Source organism: Actinobacillus equuli (assembly GCF_900636745.1).
In the GTDB taxonomy this organism is placed as follows: Bacteria; Pseudomonadota; Gammaproteobacteria; order Enterobacterales; family Pasteurellaceae; genus Actinobacillus; species Actinobacillus equuli.
Genome location: NZ_LR134310.1, coordinates 1,637,896 through 1,660,247, shown reverse-complemented (window position 1 = coordinate 1,660,247; position 22,352 = coordinate 1,637,896). Strand labels below are relative to the sequence as shown.

The following is a 22,352-nucleotide window of genomic DNA, read 5'->3' as shown; positions in this document are numbered from 1 at the left end:
GGGCAATTTTTTATACAGAGACTTAATGACAAGCGATCAAATTTGTATAATTTTTTACGATTCAGATACCTTCCACGGTGCAACCTTAATCAACATCAGCATTCCCGGAATAGCAACAAAGAAACAAATCCAGAAAAACTGATAATAACCGAAGGCTTCGACCAAATGTCCGGTATAAGCGCCTAAGAATTTACTTGGCAACGCCGCAAGACTAGTAAAAATGGCTAATTGCATTGCGGTGTACATCGGATTAGTTTCTCGAGCCATAAAGGCAACAAATGCTGCCGTTCCCAAACCGACACCGAGATACTCACCCGCCATCACAATACCTAATTTAAATAGTTCTGCTGAACCGATAGAAGCGGTCGGGAAATACTCAAAACTTGCAAGATAAGCAAAACCCAAAATGGTAATTAACTGTACCGATCCGAAAATCCATAACGCGCGATTTACCCCTAGTTTCAGCATTGCTATTCCGCCGATAATCCCACCACCGATACTACACCAAAGCGAAGTTGTTTTAACCACCGCAGCAATATGCGATTTGGTAAAGCCCATATCCAAGATAAATTTGGTTTGTAGTGAAGTCGCCAGCGAATCACCAAGCTTATATAAGAAAATAAATAGAATAAGTCCTACTGCACCCCATACACCTTTACGGCTGAAAAATTCCTTAAACGGATCAACAAACACCATATAAAACGGTTTGCTTTTATCAATCGGTGTACTTTGCGGCTCTCTAGCAAATAGCGTAACGAATAGGCATGGCAACATAAAGGCAGCGGTAATAATAAATACCGTTTGCCATGGGTAATGATCCGCCAAGAAAAGCGATAAACCGCCCGGTATTAGACCGGCAATACGGTAGGCATTCACGTGAATTGAATTGCCTAAGCCCAATTCATTGTCCGATAAGATTTCTCGGCGATAAGCATCCACCACAATATCTTGAGTGGCAGACAGAAAGGCTAAAATTACTGAAAGCACGGTAATAATACCGATATCCGCTACCGGATCAAAAAAGCCAAACCCGGCTAAAATTACCAATAAGCCTAATTGCGAGAGAAAAATCCAGCTACGACGGCGACCTAAAAACGGTGGGAAATAGCGATCTAATAATGCTGCCCATAAGAACTTCCACGTATAAGGCAATGAAGTTAAAGTAAAAGCAGCGATGGTTTTAATATCAAGGTTTGCCGAAGTAAACCAAGCCGGCATTAATTGGATAAGCACAAATAAAGGTAAGCCGGAACAAAAACCGGTATAAATACAAAGCAACATATTTTTAGTAAAAATTTGTCGCCAAATTGGGGGTTGAGGTGAAGAATGATAAGCGGTCATTTTTTCCTTTTCTTTTGCAAATGAAATGATAATACGCCAACTTTGTGTTAGCTTAATTATCAAACATCATAACAGAAATATTCAGAGATAAAAAAGGCACAAACGTAAACGCTTGTGCCATCATTTAATTAACGCTTGTTAGCCTTTATAACCGTTTGGGTTATTTTTTTGCCAATTCCAAGTGTCTTTCATCATTTGTTCTAAACCACGTTCGGTTTTCCAACCTAACTCTTTTAACGCCTTAGACGGTTCGGAATAACAAACTGCGATATCCCCCGGGCGGCGATCAACCAATTTATAAGGTACTTTGATGTCGTTTGCCGTTTCAAACGCTTTTACCATATCCAACACTGAATAACCTGTTCCGGTACCTAAGTTATACACGTGGAAACCGGCATCGCCTTGGTGTTTATCTAACGCTTTTAAATGTCCAATAGCTAAATCCACGACATGGATATAATCGCGTACACCTGTACCATCATGCGTATCATAATCGCTACCGAATACTGAGAGCTCTTTTAACTTACCTACCGCTACTTGGCTGATATAAGGTAATAAGTTATTTGGGATACCGTTCGGATCTTCACCGATTAAACCGCTTTCATGCGCCCCGACCGGATTGAAATAACGTAACACCACCGCACTTAATTGTGGGAAGGCTTTTACCGTATCTTCCAATACTCGTTCCACCATATATTTTGATGTACCGTATGGATTTGTTGTGCCGCCAACCGGGCAAGACTCTACAATCGGGATAATTTGCGGATCGCCATAAACCGTTGCGGATGAACTGAATACAATCGTATTCACACCAGCTGCTAACATTTCTTCGACTAAAACAATCGAGCCGGTTACATTATTTTGATAGTAACGTAATGGTTCGCGCACACTCTCACCAACCGCTTTTAAACCGGCAAAATGAATAACAGATTCAATTTTATTTTCTGCAAAAATTTTACGCAAAATATTACGGTCTAAAATATCACCTTGATAAAAAGTAACCGTTTTACCTGTAATCTGTTTTACTCGCTCCAATGAAACTTCACTAGAATTAGATAAATTATCTAATACGACAATTTCACGATTTGCATTTAATAATTCAACGAGCGTATGCGAACCGATATAACCCGCACCACCTGTCACTAAAATAGCCATACAGCCCCCTCAGTTAAGTATCATTAGCCTATTATACTCGTTTTAAGATAACAGTGAACAAGCTTCATATAGGTTTATATCTATCTTTTCACAGGTTATTCAAAGTAACAATATTTGTATTACAAGATTTTAAAAAAGTTCCATATTAAAAACATATAAGACCACTATTTATTTTGCTATTTTACATGACATATAAGACCTCCATTACTATTGATCAATATATAAATATTAACCTATAATGGATTCAGTTATATTTATATACTTTGATATATCAAAAAATACAAAGAAACAATAAATCCCAAGTTATATTAACAAAATCAAACAACATATTTTGACATTTCGTTAAACTAGACGAATAACATTTACCCCGATTTAGAAAAACAACTTATAAATAATAGCGTTCACATACAAAATAATACTCACCGGAAGGTAGAAAATAGAAAACAAATTTTTAGTATAGCTAGAGAGTAAATCTACTAATTAATAAATATTACAGGGGTCATTATGTCTAATTTACATACTATTTTTAAAGAATTATCTGCATATCAACAAGGAAATATTTTTTATTATCCGAATGGAGGGAATGCAGGTGATGCATTGATAGATATGGGCTTTTACACTTTAGCGCAGCAATTTAATCTGAAGTTTTCTTTAATCTCACAAGACAAAATCAACCAATTAAAAAATAATGATATTGTATTAATCGGCGGAGGCGGCTGTTTAGTTCCTGAGTGGAATTCCACTCCTAATTTTTTAAAATCGATCATTAACTTAAAGATAAAACTAAAGTTAATTATTTTACCACATTCCATTCGTGGCATTGACAACTTAATTTCCAACTTGCCGGAAGACAGCATTATCTTTTGCAGAGAAAAATATAGCTTTGAATATTGTCGAAATATATCAAATGCTAAAGAGGTTTATCTTGCCGATGATATGGCATTCTGTATAAATCCAGCACAAATTTTGACAAGCAATCCTCATTTTAAAATTAAATTATCGAGTAAAAATATCATTCGTAAAATATTGATTAATTTCCACCGTTTGCGTGCGTTATTTACCTCTCAAATTAATGCAATGCGCACCGATAAAGAAAGTAATCAAAATTTAAATGTAAAAAGAAGTTTGGCAAATGATTTATCGCTTGTCGCCAGCTTTGGTACAGAAAATTATCAAGCTTCGCTCTATAGCGCTAAGCAATTTTTAAAACTCATTAATTTATACGAAGAAATCAAAACCGATAGATTACATGTAGCGGTCGGTGCTTATCTGCTAAATAAAAAATTAAGCATTTATAACAATGGATACTATAAATGCAAGGGTGTATACGAACAAAGTATGTCCCGCTCTCATAACGTGACATTTATTGAATAATGAAAAAAGTATTTTTCCTCCTTTTACTTAAAGCGATTGGTGCAGGATCATCATTACTGTTAGGTATGGCTATTTCCCGATATTTTGGGGTGGATATATTAGGTCAATATGGGTTGGTTACCACCTATATTTTGATCCTTTCATTGGTTGCCAACTGGGGGAATTATGTTCACATTATTGAATTTAACCAACGCACGATTCGCCCACAATTTCTTGGCTTTTGGGCATTAACTTCATGCTTGATTACCGCTTTCTCGGTATGGTTGTTTCAGTTTGAATTCGGGCTTTGGTATATAGGATTTGTAGTACTGTTCTACTCTTTCTTCTACTGCAAATCCTCTATTTTTATCGTAAATCAGATGCAGTATCTCAATACCTCGATTGATGATGGGTTACGTTATTTGTTACCGCTGATTTTTATCTTGGCATTTAGCTATTTTATGGAAGGCGTAGATTTCTTCTGGTTGTATTTTTATGCCACTTTCTCGCTCTTTTTATTTTCTGCATGCTTAACTAAAAAATATGTAAAAAATGACTCGAAATCGACTGCTTACCACTATAAAGATTTGCTGAAATACGGCACGATTCCGACATTATCGGCACTTTTCGTGCTACTTAATGCACAATTTGACCGTATTATCCTCTCTTATTTTGTAGAGGATAAAGCAGTAGGAGTTTATATCATTTGTTACAGTTTTATGGCGTTAATTTCTTACTTTTCCGCCTCTGTGATGGCAGTCGTAACCCCCAATATCGTTAATTTATACAAACAGCAAGAATATACGAAACTTTATCACTACACTAAAAAATACACTGTTTTTTTATGTGTATTTAGTTTTTCGATTGTTGCGATTAGCGCCTTAATCGGTGATTTTTTATTTTATCTCTATAGTGTTGAAAACACATACGAGGGATATGTTTCGTTACTGATTTTAATGCTAGGAGTATCATTTTCTCAAATATGGGGATTTGGAATGACGCTCGCGAGTTATACAGAAAACAAAAAGATATTACTTAAATATCAAGCGATTGTTTTCTGTATTAGCGCTCTCTTATGCATATTTTTAGCTCACCTATACGGCATTATCGGTGCGGCTATCTCTACGGCACTCGGCGTGAATATGATTAAAGCCTTAGTGTGGAATTATTATCGAAGAGAAAATATTAAGCTTGGCATTATTTAGGTGGTAATAACAATTGAAAATCGGCATTACGTTAAAAAAGCAGGCCTATACCCCAGAAGCCTTTGCTTATAAAGATTATTTAACTAAACGCAATCATTTGGTTCAGTTAGATTATGAAGAAAATTTAGATCCTAATAACGATATTAATATCTATTTTTTAGGAATGCGTCCTTTTTGGAAAAGCTATGCTCCACAATCAGCATTAGAAGTACATGAATATCAAAGTCTTTCTATGCCTAACTATTCCGGCGTAAAAAATTTCATTAAAAAATGTGCTAATACAAAACCTCAAGGTCGCATATTTCTTAATGAAATTGTGAAAAAAGATTTTGGGTTCTCCGATAATATTCCTTATATCTATCGAGATATGGGTATAGATTCAGCATTATTTCAAATGCCAAATCCGCATCCTGAATATGATGTGGTTTATGCAGGATCAATTATTGGACGAACAGGGCTTATCCAAAGCCTTATTAATCTCTCGGCATACTATAAAGTGATCGTTGTCGGTGAAGTCGATAATGAAACCTATGAAATTTTAAAAGTATCCGGTATCTATATGACAGGTAAGGTCAATCGATCCGACTTACCACAAATTTATGCCAATGCGCGTTTCGGACTAAATTACACGCCAGATGTGTATCCATTTAATATTCAAACCAGCACAAAAACATTGGAATATTTAGCGTCAGGATTACGCTTGATTTCAAATCGTTATTACTGGGTTGAAGAATTTTGTAAAAAAATTGGCTATGAACCGATTTGGCTTGAACACATAAATACTAAGCAATGTGATTTATCACAATATAAAAATCATTGTATTGATATGTCTATGTATTCTTGGGAAGCAATTCTAGACAATTGTCATTTTACGGAATTTTTGACTAACATTTTAGAAAGAAAATAATAAGTATTTATGTTTATATATTGGTATATTTGGGCAACAATTGTTGTCATGAACCTCGTAAATCTTCCTAAAAATAAAGGCGGCGAAATTTTCTTATTTATTTTCTCCGCATTTATCTTTATTTTTATCGGCGGTCGCTTTGAAGTAGGCGGAGACTGGTTCAGTTACCTATATATATTTGATTTATATAAGGCTGATAGTTTTTTCAAAGTAGCCGGTTCATCCGAATATGGATATGGATTTTTTAACTGGTTAGCTCACCGATTAAATTATTCTATTTCATTTGTTAACTTTGTTTGCGCATTCTGTTTAATCATAGGTTTTTCTCAATTATCGCGCCAATTTGAACATTTGTTTCTTGCATTTCTAATTGCGTTCTCTTACACCATTATTGCTGTAGGTATGGGTTATACCCGTCAATCTGCTGCAATAGGCTTGGTATGTTATGCGTTTTCAACTTTATTTGCACAAGATCCGAAAAAATGGAAGTTTTTCGTATGGATTGCACTTGCCTATTTATTTCATAAATCCGCAATTATTTTCCTCGCATTCTTACCATTAATTAACTCTGAGTTTTATAAAAATAAAATATTTTATTTATATTCTTTATTCGTCATTCTTTTTTCCTTTTATATCATTTATATGATTTCACAAGGAGAAAGTGCGTACACCTCCGGAGAATTATCTTCCGCAGGTGCAGTATTTAGGATAGCACTTCACTTATTACCTATTGCTGTTTATTTATGGCAAAGACATATTTTTGTAGAAAGCTATCCAAATACTTATCGATTATTAGATTTAATGTGTATCTTAATTCTAATATTCTTACCCGTTAGCTTTGTTTATTCAACTATCGCTGACCGTTTTAATCTTTATTTTGTTATTTTCGACATCGCTGTATTCGGAAAATTTTTTGAGTATTTAGAATCCTTCGAATTAAAAGCATTATTTTTAATTGCTTTGATTATTGAAAATACCATGTTGTTTTTCATTTGGATAAATTATTCGCCTTATGCTTTATGCTGTTTCGATTACAGAAATGTTTTATTTATGTAGCTTATTATGAAAAAGATCGTACTTATCGGCAATGTTGCCTCCATGATTACTAATTTCCGTAAAGAATTAGTCATTGAATTAGTGAATAGAGGCTATACAGTTTACTGTTATGCCTATGGCTATACAGAAAAGGAGCAAAAAGAAGTCAGTGCTTGGGGTGCTATTCCTAAAGCGCATTTTATCAATCCAAAAGGAATGAATCCGGTTAAAGATTTAAAAGCGGTTTATCTTCTGGTGAAGGAATTAAAACAACTTCAACCCGATATCGCATTTAGTACCTTTATCAAACCGGTTATTTTTGGCTCGTTGGCGGCAAAACTTGCTCGAGTACCTAAAGTCATCGGCATGATCGAAGGCTTAGGTAATGCGTTTACACCTTATAAAGAAGGAAAAACTCAAAAAGCGAAGATTGTTCAAGCGATTCAAATCTTGCTTTACAAAGTTTCTCTCCCCTTCTTAGATAAGTTAATTTTTTTAAACCCCGATGATAAAAAAGATTTAGTTGATACTTATCGTATTTCGACAAAATCCACTGCTATCTTAGGGGGAATCGGGGTCGATCTAGAACGATTTGGCTATCAAGAAGTTGATATCACAAAAGAGGTTTCTTTCCTGTTTATTGCTCGCCTCTTAAAAGAAAAAGGAATTTTTGAATATCTTGAAGCGGCTCAAAAAATCAAAGCGGAATATCCGACCGTACGGTTCTCCATTATCGGTGGTTTTGATGAAGGCAATCCTTTTGCTATATCAAAAAATGCGTTAGACGATTATATCAAACGCGGTGTTATCGAATATCTTGGTTATGTAGATAACGTACCGGAAGTGATTGCTAACAGTTCGGTATTTGTATTGCCATCTTATCGCGAAGGCGTACCAAGAAGTACTCAAGAGGCAATGGCAATCGGTCGAGCCATCATTACAACAGATGTACCGGGATGCCGTGAAACGGTTGAGCATCAGAAAAACGGTTTATTAGTTCCGGTATATTCGGTTGATGAACTTGCACAATCAATGCGCTATTTCATTGAAAATAAAAAGGAAATTCGCAATATGGGCATTGAGAGCCGCAAAATGGCCGAACAAAAATTTGATATTGCCAAAGTCAATGACAAACTGATTTCTATTCTAGAGGAGAGCTAAGATGAGATTTATTATTTGTGGAGCAATTGCCGTTTTTCTACCTGCACTTATATTAAATATATTTGCTGATTTACCGGAAGGTTTTATTTCGCACAGTATTTTTATCGGTGCAGTGTGTTATGTATTACATTTATTACTTTCACATAAGCTATCTAATTACCCGGGTAAACATGAAAACCTCATTTTATTACCAAGTGTCATTGTGACATATAGTTTTAGTTTAGTTGTCATCACATTATTCCAAGTAACTTATTCTGCCGCTTACTTTGTGTGGCATATTCCGTTAGTCATTGGTTTAGATTTTTGGTCTAACCGAATGAAATATAGCGGTCCGAATCCGACTATTCACTACATTCCATTAGGTAAAGCCAAAAATCTTGAACAGATCTCCAATGTCAATTGGGTAAAACTCGAAGATCCGAACCAACCTGTTCAAAATATGCAAACTTTGGTGGCTGACTTATATTCTCCAAAATTAACTGATGAATGGGAACGTTTTATCTCGCAAAAAACTTTAGCCGGTGTAGATACTTATAATGTACGTCAGATCCGTGAATCACTTACCGGACGTACTAAAATTACCCATATGTATGAAAATGATCTTGGTTCGCTTCAGCCTTCTGTTGCCTATTTAAGAACCAAACAATTTATTGATTCCGTATTGGTATTACTCAGCTTCCCAATCGTATTACCGGTGATGCTTATTACCGCTATTCTAATTAAATTAGAAAGTGAAGGACCGGTTTTATTTATTCAAAAACGTATCGGTCAGAAAGGTGAAGAATTCAGTATTTATAAATTCCGCAGTATGTGTAAAGACTCTGAGAAAGACGGTGCAAAACTGGCAACCGTTGGTGATATGCGAGTCACTCGAGTCGGTAAATTTATTCGTAAAACACGTATTGATGAATTACCGCAATTTTTCAATGTACTTAAGGGCGATATGGCATTAATCGGCCCTCGTCCGGAACAAAAAGCATTTGTGGAACAATTCGACCAAAATATTCCGTTTTATAGCTATCGTCATATTGTAAAACCGGGCATTACCGGTTGGGCGCAAGTAACACACGGCTACGCTGCAACGGAAGATGAAACGCAAGTAAAAATTGAACATGACTTCTACTACATTAGACATTTCTCTTTTGCACTTGACGTATTAATTTTCTTTAAAACGATCCAAACCATGTTAACCGGTTTCGGCGCCCGCTAAGCGGTCTGTTTTCGACTATTTTTTACAAAAGAGTATTGTATTTATGAATAAATTAGTAAAAAAACTCTCAATTCTTACCGCTTCTTTAGCGCTTGCGAGTTGCTCTATTTTTCCGAGCAGCTATTCTCCGATTCGTTATAAAAATGTCGAAGTAAAGGGTGAAGTGCTTGATGTAGATAAAGCGGTTGATGCTTATCTGATTACCCCCCAATTATTAAAAGAGCTAGCACCTTTTAAAGCGAGCGCACAAAACAATCCGGCATTGGATCAGCAAATTAAAGCTTATCAATATCACGTCGGAATCGGTGACGTACTGAATGTTACTGTTTGGGATCACCCTGAGCTCACTACGCCGGCAGGGACTTATCGTTCGGCAGCGGATAGCGGGAACCAAGTCCACGCTAACGGTACGATTTTTTACCCTTATGTCGGCACAATCAAAGTAAACGGCTTAACCGTTAACCAAATTAGAGACCGTATTACCAGCCGCCTTGCCGACTATATTATGGAACCACAAGTAGAAGTCACTGTAGCTTCTTTCCAATCTAAAAAGGCTTACGTTACCGGTGAAGTAAAAAATCCGGGACAACAATTTATCAGCAATGTACCTTTAACACTGCTTGATGCGATTAATAAAGCCGGCGGACTTTCTGCCGATGCGGACTGGAACAACGTCACCATTACACACCGTGGACAAGACGAAATCGTGTCAGTAGAAGCTCTGTTACAGAAAGGCGATCTTACGCAAAACCGCTTGTTAACAGACGGCGATATTATTCATATCCCACGTAATGACGCACAAAAAGTATTTGTTATCGGCGAGGTACAAGCGCCGCAGTTATTAAAAATCGGACGTAATGGCATGAGCCTTACTGAAGCGATTTCTGCTAGCGGTGGCATTGATAAGCTCGCTGCCGATGCAACGGGTATTTTCGTTATCCGTGGAGAACGAGGTACAAAACAAGTGGTTGAAGATAATAACGGCAACCAAATTGAAAAAGTGGCAAATATCTACCAGTTAGACGTAACCAACCCGACTTCTTATATTTTAGGTACCGAGTTTTTCCTGAAACCATACGATGTCGTTTATGTTACAACAGCACCACTTACCCGCTGGAACCGTGTGATCACCCAAGTATTACCGACAATTACCGGCTTTAACGATTTAACCGAAGGCACACTCCGCATTAAAAATTGGTAATAAAACCTCAATCGAAAAGGTAATGGAATGAATAACAAAAACACCAAAAATGATGAGATCGATTTAATGAGATTCATCAATGTATTACTTGATAATAAGTATTTGATCCTATTCTGCACGGTTGTTTGTGCCGCATTAGGCTTAAGTTACAGTATTCTTTCTACACCTGTTTATACAGCGAATGCGGTAGTACAGGTCGATGAAAAAAAGTCGGGTAATATTTTAAAAGAACTGTCCGATGGTTTTACTCAAGAATCTTCGCCGAATACTGAAATCGAGGTGATTAAATCTCGCTTAGTGTTAGCCAAAACAGTCGAAGATCTTAATCTTACTACGGAAGTAACCCCTGTACGTTCAATTCCTTTTATCAGTAAAGGACTTGAAAACCTTGCTGACTATACGCCGGATATTCTTGTTGCTGAATTTATTCCCGAAAATGAGAACTTAGAAGAATTAGTACTCGAAGTCGGCGCAAATAAAGGAGAATACCGTCTCTATCAAAAAGACGGTGAAACACTAATTTTAGAAGGATTAGTCAATCGTTCTTATGCTAACGATCAACTTAAATTTAAAGTGTCTATCTTGCATGGCAATGCAGGGCAACGCTTTCGTTTGAAAAAGATTGCGGAATTAGCGGCAATTGAGAAATTACAACAACGTTTACACATTAATGAAAAAGGTAAACAAACCGGGGTGATTGAAATTGCTATCCGTGGTGAAAACCAACGAGATATCAAAAACATCATTAAAAGTGTTTCCGAAAGTTATGTGCAACAAAATGCGCATAAAAATGCGGCTGAAGCGTCAAGAAGTTTAGAGTTACTGCAAAATCGCTTGCCGGAGGTAAGAGAAAAATTAGTCGAAGCGGAAAACAGTTTGAATAAATATAAAGAAGACAATAGCTCTATCGACTTAGATTTAGAAGCCAAGTCTTATTTAGACCGCCTTGTACGTATTGATGCGGATTTAAACGCTTTAACCATTAAAGAAGGCGAAATCGCTCAGAAGTTTACCAAGCGCCACCCGACTTATGTTGCCTTGTTAAACCAGAAAAAAACCTTACGTGATGAAAAAGCCAAAATCGCTAAGGAAATGGAAAATCTACCGGCAACCCAACGAGATATGGTCAGCTTAAACCGTGAACTTGAAGTTGATCAGCAAATCTATATGCAGCTTTCTAATAAATTACAGGAGCTGGATGTAGTTAGAGCCGGGGCGGTCGGAAATGCACGCATTCTGGATGCGGCTCAAGTGCTACCGAATCCAAGCGTTTTAAGCAAAGCAGTTTCAACATTGCTATCCGGCTTTTTAGGATTTGTATTAGGGCTTATCGTTTCGTTAATTAAAGCGCTATTTAACCGTACGATTCAATCGCCTACGATGGCGAAAAAATTAGGGCTGACCGCCTATACCAGCGTGCCAAACAGCAAAAAACAGCCGAATTTCTCGTTTGATAAATTCAAACAAGGTCGCTTAAGCCGAAATAACACGAAGTTATTATCAGAAAGTACACCGACAGATTCGGCGATTGAAGCGTTACGAGGCCTGCGAGCGGATATTCACTTCGCTATGCAAGAGGCGAAAAATAAAGTGTTAATGGTTTCAAGTGCTTCGTATGACACCGGTAATACCTTTATTGCTACAAACTTAGCCAATATCGTGGCGAAATCAGGTAAAAAAGTGTTACTGATTGATGTCGATACACGTTACAGCTATTTAGACAAAATGTTTGATACCGAAAATAAAAACGGTATTGGAGAGGTCTTAACTCAGTCATTACCGTTTGAATCTGTCGTCAGCCCTGCAGCTAATGCGCATTTTGATGTGATCTCAAAAGGTAAAATCACGGAAAACCTCTCCGAATATTTACTCGGCGAACGTTTCCAACAACTTCTATCGTGGGCAAATACACATTATGACTTAGTCATTATTGATACACCGCCGGTATTGAGTTCAAGTGACGCCGCAATTATCGGTCGCTATACAGGCACGGCAATTTTAGTCGGTAGATTTGGCGAAACTACTCGTCCTGAGCTAGAAGCAACACTGCAACATTTTGAAAGAGCTGGCGTGAAATTAAATGGTTTTGTTCTGAACTGTACTAAACCAACTGCCAATAATCGTTATCAATAATCAAAACAAAAAAGCCATCCTATTACGGATGGCTTTTCTTTCTTATAATTAAAGCTTACAAGCGGTTAAATTTTCCCATTTTTTTACTCATTAGGTGGGCATTAAATCGACCAACTCTTGTTCGGTTAAGACTTTAACTCCCAATTCCTGCGCTTTCGCTAATTTTGAACCGGCTTTTTCACCGGCAATCAAATAATCGGTTTTGCTTGAAACCGAACCGGACACCTTACAACCAAAACTTTGTAAAAGCGCTTTTGCTTGATCGCGAGTTAATTGAGTCAGCGTACCGGTTAACACCACATTTTTACCTTTTAACGGATTATCCGCAATTTCAACCTGAACCACATCTTGCCAATGTACACCTAGTTCAATTAAATCATCAACTACAGCCACATTGTGTGGCTCTTGCCAGAAACGCACGATACGATTTGCCACCACTTCACCGACATCTTGTACTTCTTGTAATTGCTCAAAGGTTGCCACTCGAATTGCTTCTAAATTATGAAAGTGATTCGCTAAGTTTTGCGCCGTAGCTTCGCCAACATCACGAATTCCTAATGCAAATAAGAAACGTGCCAAAGTGGTATTTTTCGCTTTTTCGATGCTGTTTAACGCATTTTGCGCTGATTTCTCACCCATTCGATCCAAACGCATTAAAGTGGTGTGATCGAGTTTAAACAGATCCGCCGGTGTATGCACCAGCTCACGTTCCATTAATTGTTCGATCAACTTCTCACCGACGCCATCAATATCCATTGCCTTACGAGAAACAAAATGCTTTAACGCCTCTTTACGCTGTGCACCACAGAATAAACCGCCGGTACAGCGAGCAACCGCTTCGCCTTCCACACGTACTACTGCCGATTCACAGACCGGACAAACGGTCGGAAATTCGATTTTTTCTGCATTTTCCGGACGGCGATCCATCACCACCCCAACAATTTGCGGAATCACGTCACCGGCACGGCGAATAATCACCGTATCGCCGATGACAATGCCTAAACGCTCAATTTCATCGCCGTTATGCAAAGTGGCATTACTTACCGTTACACCGGCAACAAATACCGGTTCTAATTTCGCTACCGGCGTAATCGCCCCGGTTCTACCCACCTGAAATTCCACATCATTCAGCACTGTCATTTCTTCTTGTGCTGGGAATTTATAAGCAATCGCCCAACGTGGCGAACGAGAAATAAAACCGAGCTGCTCTTGTAAGCCAATGTCATTCACTTTTAGTACTGTGCCGTCAATATCATAACCGAGCGTCGGACGTTTGGCTTGAATATCAGCATAAAAGGCAAGTAATTGCTCACGTCCTGTTGCCAAGCGAATTTCGTTATTGACCGGAATACCAATAGATTTTAGCCATTGCAAACGTTCAAAATGGGTTGCGGGTAATTCATCATCCGATTCATACACCCCAATCCCGTAAGCATTTAGTACAAGTGGACGCTGACGAGTGATTTTCGGATCTAACTGACGTAATGAGCCTGCCGCCGCATTACGTGGGTTAGCAAAGGTTTTCTCACCTTTTTCCAACGCACGTTCATTCAGTTCTTCGAAACCTTTTTGCGGCATAAACACCTCGCCACGCACTTCTAAACGTGCCGGCGGGTTATCCATATTCAGTTTTAACGGGATATTACGAATGGTACGAATATTTGAGGTAATATCCTCACCGGTTGTACCGTCACCACGTGTTGCCGCTTGGCTTAACACACCGTCCACATACAAAATACTGACCGCCAAACCGTCTAATTTCGGCTCACAGCAAAAAGCCAGTGAGAGCGGGTCCTCTGAGATATAGCTTTCCATACGGCGTAAAAAGCCGTCTAGGTCTTCATCAGAAAAAGCATTATCTAACGATAACATTGGAATCTCGTGTGTCACTTGTGCAAAACCGTCCAGCGGTTTCGCTCCGACACGTTGAGTCGGTGAATCTGCAGTAATCCATTCCGGATGTTGCCATTCCAGATTTTTTAATTCATTCATTAAACGGTCATATTCCGCATCCGGCACTAACGGATTATCCAATACGTGATAATGGTATTCGTATTCTCGTAATTTTTGACGTAAAGCTTCTAATTGTGTGAAAGTCGTGTCCGTTTGAGCTTGCATTTGTGATAATAAAGGCATTGGGAAAATTCTCGATAAAAAAGACCGCTTAACAAGCGGTCATTTATGCTAAAAGTTTTGCAAATTAGCTCACTCGAGCTAAATAGGCTTGACGAGAGTTCTCATCAAAGATTTCTCGATGTTCATTTAACACGAAACCACCGAGGGCTTGTGCAAGATTCTCTGTCGTTTTGAGTAATAATTTGAGGTTCACCGCATCATTACCTTCTGACGGTAAGTGCATAAATAACACTAAACCAACCGTTGAGAACTGCTCAATTTTAGCTAAATCAAACACGCCCGGTTGCATCATATTCGCCACACTGAAAATCACCGGCGATGCGCTGTTGCCCATATGTTGATGGCGGTGGAAAATTTGATATTCGCCATATTGGAAGCCTAACGCTTCAAGGCTTTGTACCACATAATCACCACGGAACTGCTGACCTTCCGGAGCAACAACATAAAGGGTAATCATATTATTTTCTGCAACTGCCGGCTCTTGAGTTTGTTCCGCTTCAACTTGAACTGAATTCTTCGCTAATTCAACACGTACTGAGGCATCCGAATAAATATCTACTTCACCTAATGTAGCTTGACGCTCTAACTCTTCAACAGATTGCTCTAATACTGAAGTTGTTTCAGCAATCGGTGATTGGGGCGCTTGGGTAAATGCCGGTTCTACCGGATGTTGATAAGTAACTTGTTGCTTCACTACCGGTTGAGCAGGCGTTGTGCCATAAATAGGTGCGGCAGGTTCGTTTTGATATACGCTCGCTTCTTGCCCCGGTAAATTAATTTTAATTTCGCGTAATGTGCTTTCGACTTCTTGCTGTATTTGCACCGGATTCTCTGCTTCTTCAATATGAGAGGTTGATGCAGGCGCATTATATTGTTGCGGGTTAAGCGATGCAGGGACATCAGACACAACATTATTAATTGGTGTTGCCGGCGGACGAGTTGAGAACGTATTAGAAAAAATACGCGATTTCTCACGACGTCCAGACCAAATACTGAAACCGATTAACACGGCAATTAATAAGCCGGCTAAAATAAAGAAAAGAATATGAAGCTCCATCTGAGGTCCTCTTTCACTTAAGATAATCTACAAAATTTAAATTTCACTATTTGCGAAAATAATGTGTCTAGCTTACCATATTTCTAATAAAAATTTGAGTTATTAAGGATAGATTAATTATGTCATCTGCATTTAACGAACCGCAAAGCGATTTAGGCTTAGGATTTCATTATTTTATTTATGGCTGGAGGCTTATGCTGCAACGTAAACTCCTGCCATTTGTATTAATTCCAATTGCCATTAATAGCGTACTTATGATCGCATTACTATGGTTTTTTATTGGCAATATTGTAGGCTGGGCGGATTGGATCGTCAGCTTTATGCCGTCATGGTTGGATTGGTTAACCATTATTTTAGTACCGCTTGCCGTGCTGTCTTTAGTTATGTTGTTTTATTTTACCTTTACTACCATCACCAATTTTATCGCAGCACCGTTTAATGCTTTACTGGCTGAGAAAGTCGAATTACAACTTACCGGCGAACAACTCAATAATATGACAGCAGCGGAAATGCTAAAAGACGTACCTCGTATGCTAAAACGTGAATGGCAAAAGATGATGTATAGCATCCCTCGTTTCATTGCGTTGTTTTTATTAAGTTTTGTACCGGTCATCGGACAAACCGTTGTGCCTGTATTAACTTTTATTTTCGGCGCTTGGTTATTAGCCATTCAATATTGTGACTACCCGTTTGATAACCATAAAATCAGTTTTAAACGTATGCGCAACGCCCTTGGGCAACGCAAGATTTTAAATTTTACCTTCGGCACATTTGTGAGTATTTTTACCGCTTTACCTTTTGTGAATTTAGTCGTGATGCCGGTTGCCGTCTGCGGTGCAACTGCAATGTGGGTGGAAGAATATCGTAACTTTATGTTAGGACGAAACAGCGATTTTGACGGTGCAGACTATACCACTAAAACCGGTAGAGAAATCAGTACCGAAACACGTTTAGGCACAATCAATCCCTATGTACGTAACGGCGATATTAAACCTCACTAAGCGGTCTAATTTCTCCTGTTTTTTGCAAAAAGAAGCCTCTCATTTGAGAGGCTTTTTCGCTATTTAGTTTTAGAACTTTTCACTTTTTTGGCTGCTTTTTTAGTACCTGATTTTGCCGTTGCAACGTTTTCTCTTACCGTAGTTTGCTCTTCTTGTACAAACTGTTCCTGCTGCATTGCCGGTCTTTCAAATCCTTTTTCTCTCATACAAGCATCAAATTCAATTTGATCTTTACTTTCACCGACAGATTCTTGGCAAGCTTTTAATGCTTCTTCTACTTTATAAAGCGAATTTGTTTCTGTAACTTGAGGTGCTTGAGCAGGTCCATTTGGTGCTGAACATGCTGTTAACAATACGACTAATAATACCGCTAACAATACCGCCAAAGTAGAAATACCGAATAATTTTTTCATAGTGAAATCCTAATTTGAGTTGAAAAAAAAGCGAGTAATACATTTATTACTCGCTTTTTAGAAGCTTTTCTAAGCAATTAGTTCAGAGATATCTTACACATCATAAGTGGTTGAAGCGGTGTTACCGCCACGACCTGTCCAGTTAGTGTGGAAGAACTCGCCGCGTGGTTTATCAGTACGCTCATAAGTGTGCGCACCGAAGTAGTCACGCTGTGCTTGGAGCAAGTTTGCCGGTACACGCTCTGAAGTATAACCGTCTAAGAACGTGATCGCTGACGCCATACATGGCATTGGGATACCTACTTCGATAGACTTCGCCACCACTTTACGCCAATCTGCCATTGCATTTTCTAAAATACCTTTGAAGTAATCGTCTGAACCTAAGAATACTAAGTCCGGATTCGCTTCATACGCATCACGGATGTTACCTAAGAAACGGCTACGAATGATACAACCTTCACGCCATAACAGTGCGGTCGCACCGTAGTTGATGTCCCAACCGAAGTTTTCTGACGCTTCACGAATTAACATAAAGCCCTGTGCGTAAGAAATGATTTTTGAGGCAAGTAACGCTTTGCGAACCGCTTCAATCCACACTTTTTTGTCGCCTTCAACCGGCGTGATAGTTTTGTTGAATAATTTCGAAGCTGCCACACGTTGATCTTTAAATGAAGATACGCAACGAGCGAATACCGATTCAGTGATTAAGGTTAATGGAATACCAAAATCTAACGCATTGATACCTGTCCATTTACCTGTACCTTTTTGACCTGCGGTATCTAAGATTTTCTCAACTAATGGCGTACCGTCTTCGTCTTTGTAGCCTAAGATATCTGTAGTGATGTCGATTAAGTAGCTGTCTAATTCGGTTTTCTTCCACTCTTGGAAAATCGCTTGCATTTCATCGTAGCTTAAACCTAAACCGTCTTTTAAGAATTGGTAAGCTTCACAAATTAACTGCATATCGCCATATTCGATACCGTTGTGAACCATTTTCACAAAATGACCAGCACCTTCTTTACCAACCCAATCACAGCAAGGCTCGCCTTTATCGGTTTTCGCTGAAATCGCTTGTAAAATCGGTTTAACGTGTTCCCACGCTTCAATGTTACCGCCCGGCATAATTGAAGGCCCGTGACGCGCACCTTCTTCACCGCCTGAAACACCGGTACCGATAAAACGAATACCTTTCGCAGCTAAATCTTTAACACGACGGTTTGAATCAGGGTAATTTGAGTTACCACCATCAATAATGATGTCGCCTTCTTCTAAATGTGGAAGAAGCGCTTCAATAAATTGATCCACCACTTCACCGGCACGCACCATTAACATCACTTTACGCGGTTTTTCTAATTTCGCCGCTAAATCTTCTAACGAATAAGCACCGATAATATTTGTGCCTTTCGCCGCACCTGCTAAGAACTCATCCACTTTTGAAGTAGTGCGGTTATACGCCACCACTTTAAAGCCATTGTCGTTCATATTTAAAATTAAATTTTGACCCATTACCGCTAAACCGATAACGCCAATATCGCCTTTTACTGACATTGTTTTCTCCTGTTGGTTTTGATTCGTTACAAGCGGTTAAATTTGCAAGATTTTTTGCAAAATTGACCGCTTATTTCCCCACACTAACGTATGGGGCTAATAAATTGTATGGTTGCTCTGCAACCAAGTAATCTGTCCTTTGCCACAGGGTGGCAACACTTATATATAACCTAGTACGTAAGTGCTAGGTTACCGCTCTTGACATACGCCCGATAGATGCCGCTAAACTGAGAGTTCAAGCACGCATCAGGAGGTGCTTTATCAAGATAATATCATCCTAAATGGAGCTTCTTTAAAAAATCGTTTTTCTTTAATAATTCTATAAAAATTTTACAAAGAAAAATCACACATAAAGATTGAAAAAAATTAATAATATAATTAATTTCAAAATAACCTTTTGAAATTACTTTTACTCCAAAAGAGATCAATAATTCCTGAATACAATAAAATCCTAATGAATAAGTACCCAAATAGCTAAAAAACTTCCAAATAAAAATATCTTTAGTGCTTTGATAAATCTTATTTATAAGAAAAAGAATAAAAACACTACCGCTTAACCCAATAATAAAACGATATATATTCAACCATAATTGTTCACTTAAAGTTACATTCAACAATGGATTTAAAATATTATACCCTGAGAAATAAATATAATTCTCATAACTAAAAAACGGCAAACAAATAAAGAATATAATAGTACTAATCAGCCAAATTTTTCCGTAATTTTCATTTATTTTCTGCGTATTTACTTTTATTCTTTCAGCGAATAAATAGGCTAGAACAAAGAAACCATAAACAAATGAAATTCGATAAGTTTGCAACCCAAACACTTTATTAGGTATAAAGAACAAGGCAATAAGAATTAAGAAATATAATAATTTACTATCTTTTGCAAAATGCTTAACAAAGATCACTAAAACAGATGAACATAAAATTGCCCACAAAAACCAAAATCCATCAAAGATTCGAAATAACAATCGTTCCAAATTAAACACAACATAAAGATCGCTTTGATAAACTTGGCTATTCATCGCAATATAAACATAAAAATTAAATATTATTATAGGGAATAATATATGTTTAAATCGCTTACAAAGAATATTTTTCCAATCTACATTCCTATTTAAAGAAAAATAAAATAGGTATCCACTAATCAGCATAAAAAGTGGCATATGAAATGAATATATAAAAACTAAGAGTGGAGCTGACCATGTATCCTTACTATGATAAACATATTCACCATTTCCATTTAATATGTTGTGCCCAAAGATCATTAGAAATATTCCAATTCCTTTTGCTATATCTAAAAAATTATTTCGCTCTTGAAACTTTGAGGGCAAATTTGTATCCATACATATCCTAATTAAATTAACCCAAAACAAACCCCACAGCCATTTCACTATGCAATTCCGCTGTATCAAAAAACGGTAGGGCTGAATCCGATTGATTGATTAATAAACCGATTTCCGTACAACCTAAAATAACGCCTTGAGCACCGAGAGCGGTTAGCTTTTCAATTGTTTTAAGATAAAACGCTTTCGACTGTGGTAAAAACTGCCCTAAGCAGAGTTCTTCAAAAATAATGCGGTGAATTTCTTGCTGAGTTTGTTCATCAGGGACTAACGGCGTGATCCCTCGTTGACGTAACCCGTCCACATAAAAATTATCACTCATCGTAAAAGCTGTGCCTAGCAAGGCAACAGTGGTTAAACCTTTCGCTTTTATACTGTCTGCAACCGCATCCAAAATATGTAAAAACGGCACTGAAATCGCTTCAACAATCGGAGAGGCCACTTTGTGCATTGTGTTAGTGGCAAGTAAAATACCTTCCGCCCCTGCTTGTTCAAGTAATTTAGCTTGTTGCGCAAGAATTTCACCTGCCTTTTGCCAATCACCACTTTTTTGGCAATTAACGATTTCGGCAAAATCGACACTCGACATCAAGATCTTAGCACTGGCATTACCGCCTAGTGCCTGATTGACCGCTCGGTTGATATTCAAATAATAAGAAACCGTACTTTCCGGACTCATTCCACCTAAGATGCCAAGTGTTTTCATACTTTCTCCTTACGCAAGCGGTCGAATTTGCAGAAAAGTTTGCAAATTCGACCAACTTAGAAATGCCTAAAGGTGGGAGTATTCCCACCTTAAATAATGAGTTTATACGTGTGACTTCTTGAATGCTAACGCCACAGTTGATAGCAACATCACACCAGCCACGGCAATATATAAATCTTGTTTCGCCAAGCCGCCGTCGAGCAATATTCCCGCTATTGTCGGAGCAAGAATCGAACCAGCACGCCCTGCACCAATCGCCCAGCCCACCCCGGTATTACGGATATCCGCATCATAAGTTGCCGGATTGATGGTGTACAAACCACTGATACAACCGTTCACTAACGCACCGACAACAACTCCCATTGCCATCGCCACACCGAGCGCTGAAGACGAAAGAATAAACACCACTATCGCAATTGCTGATAACACGGTAAATAGCATTAATACCATTCTTGCCTGCCAACGGCTGGCAATTAAACCGTAGATTAATGAACCACCGGCACCGCCAATCGAAATTGCCATCCCCACGTTGATACTATCTTCTACCGTCATTCCCGCTTCTTTGAGCAATGCAGGGGTCCACGAGCTAATAAAGTAGAAACTGAACATAATGGCAAAGAATGAAAGCCATAATAGTAATGTCGAGCGGCGATATTTATCGTTAAACAGTTGTGAAATCGGTAGTTTGGTTTTTACCGCTTCTACTTTTGCCGGTAAATCCCATTCACCATTAAACCCAAAGCCGATTTTTGCTGCAATTTGATTTAAACGCGCTTTCGCATTTGCCGGTTGCTTGGTGGTTAAAAAGTCGATTGACTCCGGTAACCAAATAAATAACACCACCCACACTACCGCAGTCATTGCAGCGCCGGCAAAATAAACCGCATGCCAGCTATAAGCTGCTTGTAATTCTTTTGCCATCATACCGCCGATCATCGCACCAATACCGAAACCTGCCGCATAAACGCTAATGGCAAAACTACGCCATTTCTTTGAAGAATATTCGCTAGTAATCACATTGGTGCCGACTAAAATACCACCAACCCCTAAACCGGTGATCACACGTGAAAAACCAAGTACAAATGGCGTGCTCGCTAAACCTGAAATCAACAAACCAATCGCCGATAATGCCACTGAAAGTAACAATAACGGACGGCGACCGAATTTATCGGCAAGTGGCGCAAGGAAAAGCGAACCAATCGTCATACCGGCTAAACCGGCGCTGATTAACACACCAAATTCGGTTTTAGATAAACCGAACTCTTTAGAAATATTAGTTGCAGTAAAAGCAATCGCTAATACATCAAAGCCGTCTAAAAAGTTCATCACTGCAGCCATGATTACGATTGCCCATTGATATACGCCCATTGGGCTGTTATCAATCGCGTGCCTTAAATTATTTGTATGTTGTTGTGTTTGAATCGTCATAGGAATTCCT

General features: G+C 38.3%; 18 protein-coding genes. 9 read left to right on the top strand and 9 right to left on the bottom strand.

The window, feature by feature from the left end; genetic code table 11:
* Positions 1-54 precede the first annotated feature (54 nt).
* Together EL121_RS07830 and galE are read right to left on the bottom strand one after the other, a co-directional pair.
* Entirely contained in the window at positions 55-1,341 is a 1,287-nt protein-coding gene (locus EL121_RS07830) for an AmpG family muropeptide MFS transporter (protein ID WP_039195931.1), read from the bottom strand.
* Between the two features lie 138 nt (positions 1,342-1,479).
* On the bottom strand, positions 1,480-2,496 hold the full coding sequence (galE, locus tag EL121_RS07825) for a UDP-glucose 4-epimerase GalE (protein WP_039195930.1): 1,017 nt from the start codon (positions 2,494-2,496) through the stop codon (positions 1,480-1,482).
* Between the two features lie 504 nt (positions 2,497-3,000).
* Here galE and EL121_RS07820 point away from each other — a divergent pair.
* Genes EL121_RS07820 through EL121_RS07790 form a run of 8 tightly spaced genes read left to right on the top strand, consistent with a single transcriptional unit; the run spans position 3,001 to position 12,701 of the window.
* On the top strand, positions 3,001-3,870 hold the full coding sequence (locus EL121_RS07820) for a polysaccharide pyruvyl transferase family protein (protein WP_039195929.1): 870 nt from the start codon (positions 3,001-3,003) through the stop codon (positions 3,868-3,870).
* Complete coding sequence (locus tag EL121_RS07815) at positions 3,870-5,054, top strand: MATE family efflux transporter (RefSeq protein WP_039195927.1); 1,185 nt, start codon at positions 3,870-3,872, stop codon at positions 5,052-5,054. The genes EL121_RS07820 and EL121_RS07815 overlap by 1 nt, the downstream gene beginning before the upstream one ends.
* A gap of 13 nt (positions 5,055-5,067) precedes the next feature.
* Positions 5,068-5,961, top strand: coding sequence for a CgeB family protein (locus EL121_RS07810; protein ID WP_039195925.1), 894 nt, complete (start codon positions 5,068-5,070; stop codon positions 5,959-5,961).
* A 48-nt stretch (positions 5,962-6,009) separates the two neighbouring features.
* Positions 6,010-7,017: an EpsG family protein gene (locus EL121_RS11640; protein WP_197050931.1), complete on the top strand. Its 1,008-nt coding sequence runs from the start codon at positions 6,010-6,012 to the stop codon at positions 7,015-7,017.
* 6 nt (positions 7,018-7,023) lie between these two features.
* On the top strand, positions 7,024-8,157 hold the full coding sequence (locus tag EL121_RS11635; RefSeq protein ID WP_039195922.1) for a glycosyltransferase family 4 protein: 1,134 nt from the start codon (positions 7,024-7,026) through the stop codon (positions 8,155-8,157).
* A gap of 1 nt (position 8,158) precedes the next feature.
* Positions 8,159-9,367, top strand: coding sequence for an exopolysaccharide biosynthesis polyprenyl glycosylphosphotransferase (locus EL121_RS07800; RefSeq protein ID WP_039195920.1), 1,209 nt, complete (start codon positions 8,159-8,161; stop codon positions 9,365-9,367).
* 43 nt (positions 9,368-9,410) lie between these two features.
* Positions 9,411-10,568: a polysaccharide export protein gene (locus EL121_RS07795; RefSeq protein WP_039195917.1), complete on the top strand. Its 1,158-nt coding sequence runs from the start codon at positions 9,411-9,413 to the stop codon at positions 10,566-10,568.
* Between the two features lie 27 nt (positions 10,569-10,595).
* Positions 10,596-12,701: a polysaccharide biosynthesis tyrosine autokinase gene (locus tag EL121_RS07790; protein ID WP_039195915.1), complete on the top strand. Its 2,106-nt coding sequence runs from the start codon at positions 10,596-10,598 to the stop codon at positions 12,699-12,701.
* A 90-nt stretch (positions 12,702-12,791) separates the two neighbouring features.
* Here the strand turns inward: EL121_RS07790 and ligA are convergent, their stop codons facing one another.
* Entirely contained in the window at positions 12,792-14,837 is a 2,046-nt protein-coding gene (gene ligA, locus EL121_RS07785; RefSeq protein WP_039195913.1) for an NAD-dependent DNA ligase LigA, read from the bottom strand.
* Between the two features lie 64 nt (positions 14,838-14,901).
* The gene (gene zipA / locus EL121_RS07780) at positions 14,902-15,894 is read right to left on the bottom strand and encodes a cell division protein ZipA (RefSeq protein WP_039195910.1); all 993 of its coding nucleotides are present in this window, start codon (positions 15,892-15,894) and stop codon (positions 14,902-14,904) included.
* 119 nt (positions 15,895-16,013) lie between these two features.
* On the opposite strand from zipA, the gene cysZ reads away from it, so the two are divergent.
* Complete coding sequence (gene cysZ, locus EL121_RS07775) at positions 16,014-16,895, top strand: sulfate transporter CysZ (RefSeq protein WP_039195908.1); 882 nt, start codon at positions 16,014-16,016, stop codon at positions 16,893-16,895.
* Positions 16,896-16,954: 59 nt separating this feature from the next.
* Here the strand turns inward: cysZ and EL121_RS07770 are convergent, their stop codons facing one another.
* From EL121_RS07770 to EL121_RS07750, 5 genes are all read right to left on the bottom strand, one after another.
* Entirely contained in the window at positions 16,955-17,308 is a 354-nt protein-coding gene (locus EL121_RS07770; protein WP_039195906.1) for a hypothetical protein, read from the bottom strand.
* A 93-nt stretch (positions 17,309-17,401) separates the two neighbouring features.
* Positions 17,402-18,856, bottom strand: a complete 1,455-nt coding sequence (gene gnd / locus EL121_RS07765; RefSeq protein ID WP_039195904.1) for a decarboxylating NADP(+)-dependent phosphogluconate dehydrogenase — start codon at positions 18,854-18,856, stop codon at positions 17,402-17,404.
* A gap of 272 nt (positions 18,857-19,128) precedes the next feature.
* Positions 19,129-20,208 carry an acyltransferase family protein gene (locus tag EL121_RS07760; protein WP_039195902.1) on the bottom strand — a complete coding sequence of 360 codons (1,080 nt, stop codon included), beginning with the start codon at positions 20,206-20,208 and terminating at the stop codon, positions 19,129-19,131.
* Positions 20,209-20,224: 16 nt separating this feature from the next.
* Positions 20,225-20,914: an aspartate/glutamate racemase family protein gene (locus EL121_RS07755; protein WP_039195900.1), complete on the bottom strand. Its 690-nt coding sequence runs from the start codon at positions 20,912-20,914 to the stop codon at positions 20,225-20,227.
* Between the two features lie 102 nt (positions 20,915-21,016).
* The gene (locus tag EL121_RS07750; protein WP_039195898.1) at positions 21,017-22,342 is read right to left on the bottom strand and encodes an MFS transporter; all 1,326 of its coding nucleotides are present in this window, start codon (positions 22,340-22,342) and stop codon (positions 21,017-21,019) included.
* Positions 22,343-22,352 lie beyond the last annotated feature (10 nt).